Annotated in this window: 6 protein-coding genes; 1 reads left to right on the top strand and 5 read right to left on the bottom strand. The window is 35.7% G+C overall.

The features are described 5' to 3' along the window. The 3 genes from BW942_RS21610 to BW942_RS20590 all read right to left on the bottom strand — a co-directional run. Positions 1 to 1,271, bottom strand: a 1,271-nt coding sequence (locus BW942_RS21610) for a polymorphic toxin-type HINT domain-containing protein (RefSeq protein WP_244552893.1), incomplete at its 3' end; no start/stop codon positions are given. A gap of 132 nt (positions 1,272 to 1,403) precedes the next feature. Continuing rightward, a complete protein-coding gene (locus tag BW942_RS20595; protein WP_000817677.1) occupies positions 1,404 to 2,381 on the bottom strand; it encodes a DUF1016 N-terminal domain-containing protein in 978 nt (325 codons plus the stop codon). A 134-nt stretch (positions 2,382 to 2,515) separates the two neighbouring features. Then, positions 2,516 to 3,262, bottom strand: a complete 747-nt coding sequence (locus BW942_RS20590) for a hypothetical protein (RefSeq protein WP_000508144.1) — start codon at positions 3,260 to 3,262, stop codon at positions 2,516 to 2,518. Between the two features lie 187 nt (positions 3,263 to 3,449). On the opposite strand from BW942_RS20590, the gene BW942_RS20585 reads away from it, so the two are divergent. Beyond that, positions 3,450 to 4,754: a DDE-type integrase/transposase/recombinase gene (locus BW942_RS20585; RefSeq protein WP_404899769.1), complete on the top strand. Its 1,305-nt coding sequence runs from the start codon at positions 3,450 to 3,452 to the stop codon at positions 4,752 to 4,754. 164 nt (positions 4,755 to 4,918) lie between these two features. On the opposite strand, the gene BW942_RS20580 is transcribed toward BW942_RS20585, so the two are convergent. Together BW942_RS20580 and BW942_RS20575 are read right to left on the bottom strand one after the other, a co-directional pair. Further along, a complete protein-coding gene (locus BW942_RS20580; protein WP_000711420.1) occupies positions 4,919 to 5,533 on the bottom strand; it encodes a lipoprotein, tandem type in 615 nt (204 codons plus the stop codon). Positions 5,534 to 5,546: 13 nt separating this feature from the next. Further along, a partial coding sequence (locus BW942_RS20575; protein WP_082279666.1) for a hypothetical protein occupies positions 5,547 to 6,379 on the bottom strand: 833 nt, incomplete at its 5' end.

The following is a 6,379-nucleotide window of genomic DNA, read 5'->3' as shown; positions in this document are numbered from 1 at the left end:
TTTCCATCCGGATATTTGGATCGCATATATTCAATTACTACCTTCACTGGAATTTCCATTCCATCCGGTTTCTTCGTACTGTTCTGTCCGTTAAATTCAGGTTCTGCTAAGGTCTCTAAAAACTTATCACTTCCATGTTTAATCGCATTGCCGTTCTCATCCGTATAACTGTTTTTAAATGTTCGGTCTGCAATTCGGTTGTAAACCGCCATCTCTGCTTTCACCTTTACGTCTATTTGAGCTGGTGTCAGTTTTGATTTTTTGTCGTTTGCATATTCGGTTCTAAGACTTTGTTCGTAATCATTTTTTACTTTATCAACTATATTGTTCGCTAACTTCGTATCTACCGGATCAAATGGTAATTTCTTACTTCCTCCGTCTCGCACCAACTTATCTGGTTGTAAAAATACTTCTTCTCCTCTCGTATTAAAGTATTTTGTTTTTTCTCCGCTCAAAGTGTTCGCCATAAACTCGCCTAACTGGCCTTTCCACTTGATCTTTTGTTCTATCAAACCGTCTTTTGTAATCCGGATATATTCTTTCGTTCCTTTCTCGTCGTAGTCTCTTACAAATACAGCGACTCCTTCACCTTCTCCGTTTACCTTCTTGTAAGTTTTGTCGCCCCATTTGATTTCTGCTTTCTCACCCATCTTTTTGTGGTCTTTGTAAGCTTTCTCTACTTCGGCGCCCGATAAAAACTTATCTTTCTGATCTACTATGTAGTTGTGAACTACGTAACCAATTCCTAATACATCCCCACCCACAATGTAGGTATGATTGTCCTCTACTTCTAAGTTGTAAACTTTCGTAGGTTCTGTGTTGTAATAGTAGATTCCTGTTACAGTTCCCCAACTTCCATCCGATCTTAATACCTGGTCTCTTAAACGTAGATCTTCTACTTTCACCCATTCGCTTTGTGGGGTTAGGGAATAGTTACCAGTTGCAAGGATTTTAGAGACGTTAGGAGCTAATTGATTAGGGGTTAGGGACGAGGAGTTAGGGCGAATTTCTCTACGCTCTCGCTTCGAGAAACCGCGCTCTACGCTCCAATCTGCAACGCAACATTTTAACTTTTCTGTATATTCAAAAACAATCATAGAAAGACACATGTTGCATTGCAGTATTTTCACTTCGATCGCTTTCGCTGTTGTAAGTCTATATTTCTCCTTAAAAAGAAAGTGCGAACCGTCGGTTCGCACTTTGAAAAACTTTGTCAATGTCTGGTTGTTAAATTCACCCGATAACAATGATAAAGGTTTTTCAACTAACATAGATAATTTCTATTCTTATGATACTCAGTTTAGAATGATACAGACAAAAGTCAATATTCTCATGTTTTTTCTTCTCTTTTATTAAACAAAAAACATCTAAAATCTTATATCTTTTTTACTAAAATTCTAAAGTTAATATTCAACTAAAAGTTCTTCATTCAAATGAATTCCTTTTTCGCGTAAAGTTTCATAGCTGGATTTTTTTGATAAATACAACACATCTCCCAAATAACGACCATATTTATCTTGTGTATGTGTTCTAATTAAAAGATTTGTACCAGGTTTTAATTTCTTTTTTAAAGATTCAAAAGACTCTTGCCCGCCAGGTGCATTTAGTTCCGGAGCATTGATTCCAAGCAAACGAATCTTTTGTCTGGCTGTTAAACCAAAACCCAAATCTATTTGAGCTACAAGGGTATCTCCGTCTACAACCCTTTCTAATATTCCAAGATAATGATAAAGAAAAGAATCCAAGCTTACCTTTTGAATCCTCCAAGTCTTCTTTGTAAAAGTGAGTTGAACAATTTCACCTTCCTTAAAACTTTTAGCATCCAATTCACGATAACAACGAAAACCTAAATCGATCCAAAGTTTTTTTTGTGAACTGATCTCATTCTTTACAATTTTATAATGATAATTCTCTCCATTAGGACGATTCCACTTTAAAGACTTTGAGCCACCGTAATAACCGCTCTCACGAGCATATCGTTCTAAAAGATCTCTACTCCAACCCTTGTCGCCCGCTTCTTTTTCTAGTTTTTTTCTTGTCTCTACATTCGAAATTGCTGATAAAATTCTATAATGACTCCAGCTCAAACGAAAATCTAACTTCTTTCCATGATAGGCTTGGTAAAATTTAAGAGCGTGATAAAGTGTTCTTTTTGAAAAATTTATTTTTACTACTTTATCTATTTTCTCAGTCAGAGTTTTCATTCTCTGCTTACTTTTCTCATTTAGTATATAGGAATTAAATTCACGATTTAATAAGGCGCCGATTTCTAAATGTCCTGTTAATAAAAATCGATTCCCGCCTTTATATGTATTTTCCCTAATGGATTCAAATATTGAAGCGATTTCTTGTGCTAAAGAATTTGTATCTTCGCGTTTCAAGATAGTCTTACCTTTTTAAAATAGGATGTTCTTATATCATCGGATGATTTTTAAATCTTAGACAATTATTTGTTCGATTCGAAGCGATTCAGTGGAGCTACTCAGCTTTTAGAAAATATTAAACTTTCAACCTCTTACTTTTTACGGTTCCTCTTTTTGTAAGTATTGATTCGTTTTACTTTTGAGGATTTCCCTTCTAACTCCATTTTCTTAGACTGATATACATACAACGCTTCTTTTGTGTCCGATAAATACCCGCAGATAGCCCATCTTTTAAACCAACCTAACTTTTTGTAATACGGACTCTCCTTGCGGGTTTCATATATTTTAGAGAACTGATCTAATATTTCATAGTTCCAAAATATCATCAGCTTCTCTAACTCTTCATCTTTTTCCAAAGTTGTTTCTAAGTCCAAAGCATCGCCAAGATCAACCAAAATATTCAACGCATGGTAGATGCTCAACCGATACAAACGAATGTATTCTTTACGGAGATTCTTGTCTTCAACTGATACTTGAGTTCTTACATGATATTTTAACGTCGAGATCAACAAAGATACATCCGGAAATTCATCAAGAGACCATTTCAAATTACTAATCAAAAAATACAATACTGGTGCGTCTGCTATGGTAAACGTTTCCAATAACGTTTTTGTTTCACCATTAAAATAACTACGCACTAAGTCGACATATTTGGAAATGCCATTGTAACGAACACTAGCTCGAACAAGTTCTTCTGTTAATTCTTCCAACTCATTACGAAGAATGTCTTCCAGGATTTCTTTGAATTCATATTCCTCTAATTCAGGACCCTTCAGCCTCTTCTTATACAAAGACAAAAATTCAAGCTCTGTTTCCAATCCCTCGTTTACAAATCCCATCTAATTTAAATCCTCTTTTGTATATTATATATTATTAATATATTATTAGAACCTACGGTGCACGATTTTTATTATAGTAAAACAAGTCCCGGTATAAACGAAGGTTTCATTTTTAAAATTAGTATATCATATTATTTTTATGTACTTTTCTCTTTTTTACTTTACAAAACCTACTCCCAAATTGTTTTTGCGAAACTATGAAAACGGAATATATCAAAACAAAAACTCATATCACACCGCACTTGTATTAAAGGCGCAACTAGGAATGTTGTCTAAAAAGGAAAAATCCCGTATTCCAAACTCGACTTATTCCGATTGGAAAAAACGAAATCTCTCTTTAGTCGTTGGATTTACCGAAGACGATTCCGTTTATTTTAAAGACGACGTCTACAGAAAGATTTCGGAAAGTAAAACCTTCAAAAAAACTCTTTCCGCTCTTCTTTTAGTTTTTCAGTTCTACTTCTCCTTAACGGAAAATATGCGGGGAAAAAGAAGAATCTGGAACGAGCAAAAGAAAAACATCGTTTCCATCATTACAAGGATCTCTCCTCTCATCGGAATTAAAGCAGCCTGCAAGCTCTTGAAGATTTCTACACAACGTTTCTATCGTTGGAAAAACGAGGTTCACTGTTTCACTTTTACTTTTAATCTTTGTAGAAAACTACATCCAAAACAACTCACTTCTAAAGAACAAAAGGTCATTTCTCGATATATTAAAAATCCTGAATTCACCAATTGGCCTCTCAGATCCATCTTCTATCAAATGTTAAACGACACAAAAGCTTTTATGAATTTAAGTACTTTTTACAAGTATGCTCGAGCTTTAAGACCTGATTTCAAAAGGTTTCAAAAACCTAAACAAAAAATCGGAATTCGCGCTTCCTCTCCTTTAACATTACTGCACATGGATACTACCATCTTACGCGTGCAAGACGGTTCTAAAGTTTATATCCACTTCATCATGGACAATTTCTCAAGAGCTATCCTCGGTTGGAAAGCTTCTTTAAAGTGGAATGCAAAGAATACGGTTTCAAATCTTAAAGACGTTTGTGAAAAATTCAATCTATTTCACAAACCAATCCGTCTTCTCTGCGATGATGGTTCCGAAAATCAAGGCGAAGTCAACGGTTTCTTAGACCAACCCAATCTATCCATCGAAAAACTAATCGCTCAAGTAAACATCTCTTACTCAAACAGTATGATCGAAGCTGTGAACAAGAAAATGAAATATGAATTTCTGTTTCCTAAAAATATAGTTTCATTTGAGGAAGTAATCGACACTCTTAAAATCGCTGTACCTAAATACAACTCAAGACCAAGTGGCGTTTTATTCGGTTTTTCTCCCCAACAAGTTTTAAACGGAAAAATCCCCAACAAACATCGATTTATCGAACAAATCAAAAAGGCCGCTGCAATGCGGCCTAATATCAACAAACAAGATCTATGCGATCCTTGTTCCGATACAGCTTCTATTTCAAAGAAAAAGAAATAGTAGGCTTTCAGATTCAATCACCGGTTAACTTCAAGATACTGGTGATTTTTTATTTTCAATATGAAATCAAATACAAAATCATTTTATCATTTGACTTTTTCAAGCTGCACTACGGATTTCCGGACTCCGCTTTCTACATTACGTGTGGGTTCTGCACTGCGTTACTAACAACCAGGACCTTCGCAAGTAGACTTTTGTTTGCCGATTTCTTCGTTACGAGTAATATCTTCCTCACATTCTTCGGTAGTGGAAAAGCGGGCATGAAGTGAATCTTTACTCCGATCTCCTAAATATTCATATACCAAATCCACTTCATTTACAAAACCTGAACGTAATTCAACACCGGGAATAGCAATATTCATCTCCGCACTTAAAACTTCAGAAACACTAGAATTTTCTTTTGGCAATTCTCCTTTCAAAGTTAATTTTAAATCCGCTTGCTTACCTTTGTAAGTCAGCACGTATTCTAACTCATTCTTTGTCTTCACTTCCAAATTGTAAATTTCTGGATGTTGGTAAAACTTTACCGATGCCTTTCCTTCTTTGGGTCTAAAATCAAAACATGCTGGTTTCTTTTTTAAAACCTGAGCATCTTCACCAAACAGAAAAACTAAATTATTCACAAAAGTTCGGTAAACTGAATTAACTGACGAAGATACAAGCTTCCTTTTTTTAATATCCTCTTCCTTTGCCAACTCTTCCGAAGTCTTTTTGCATCCGGTCAATGCAAATACAAAAATCAAAATTACTACGAATATACTTCTGAATTCTTTTTTCATTTTCTTTTCCTCGTTATTTGTAAATTCTAAACACGCGCAAATACGGCCAAGCTTCTTTCGGAATTGGTTTTTTAAATTCAAGCGTTCTAATTTCACCATTTGCATCGTAATACTGAACAGGCTGTTTTGTATGGTTCAAGTAGATCAACTGGCCCGCCTGATTCATTCCAAATCCATAATAGTGATTCGGTCCCGGTTTCACATTCACTCGATCCGGGTTGCCATAACCATCCGTATCTGTCCAAACTTGAACAATCTGACCCGGTTTCATATTCGCCGTTACCTGCTGAATATAGTCATGGCTCAATGGTTCTCCTGTATAAGCATTGGAAGCATCAAAAGTTGCCGTTGGAATATCGTCTTTCGGTGGATATGTATTTTCAAATCCTTTCAAATGACCCTTGTCCCAAACAAGTCCGTTTTTCTGATCCGTGCCTGGACGAATATCTCCCATTTCTATCTTGTTCATAAAATATTCACCAAAACTTGCTTCCATCCTTGCATTCGCACGGTTTTGATAGTAATTTGTATCAGCTCTACAAATCGCCGCCTTCGTCTGCTTCGCTATCTCACTCGATGACACATTGTATTCGCCCTTACTGTTCTTGCCAAAGATTAAATTAGAAGACTTCTCAAATTCTTCCATCCGATTTCGTCTTTCTGTCTCCACTGCATACATTTTGTTACTTTCAGACGCTATCTTCTTTTCCATATCTTTTTGGAACGATTTTCTTTCCTTGTCAGACATTCCTTCTTTCTGCAATCCAGTTTTTAACTCCACATTCAACTCATGCAGATTCTCTTTGTGTGTCGCTATTCTCTCATTCCAAGGTGCTAAGTTCGGTG

This window comes from Leptospira interrogans (assembly GCF_900156205.1).
GTDB classification, from domain to species: Bacteria; Spirochaetota; Leptospiria; order Leptospirales; family Leptospiraceae; genus Leptospira; species Leptospira interrogans.
The sequence above is the reverse complement of the archived record's forward strand: the minus strand, read 5'-3'. Positions and strand labels throughout refer to the sequence as shown.

What these genes read in the sequence shown, in the direction of transcription:
- BW942_RS20590 (WP_000508144.1), bottom strand. Translation starts at nt 3,262, where the DNA reads ATGGGATTTGTAAACGAGGGATTGGAAACAGAGCTTGAATTTTTGTCT.
- BW942_RS20580 (WP_000711420.1), bottom strand. Translation starts at nt 5,533, where the DNA reads ATGAAAAAAGAATTCAGAAGTATATTCGTAGTAATTTTGATTTTTGTA.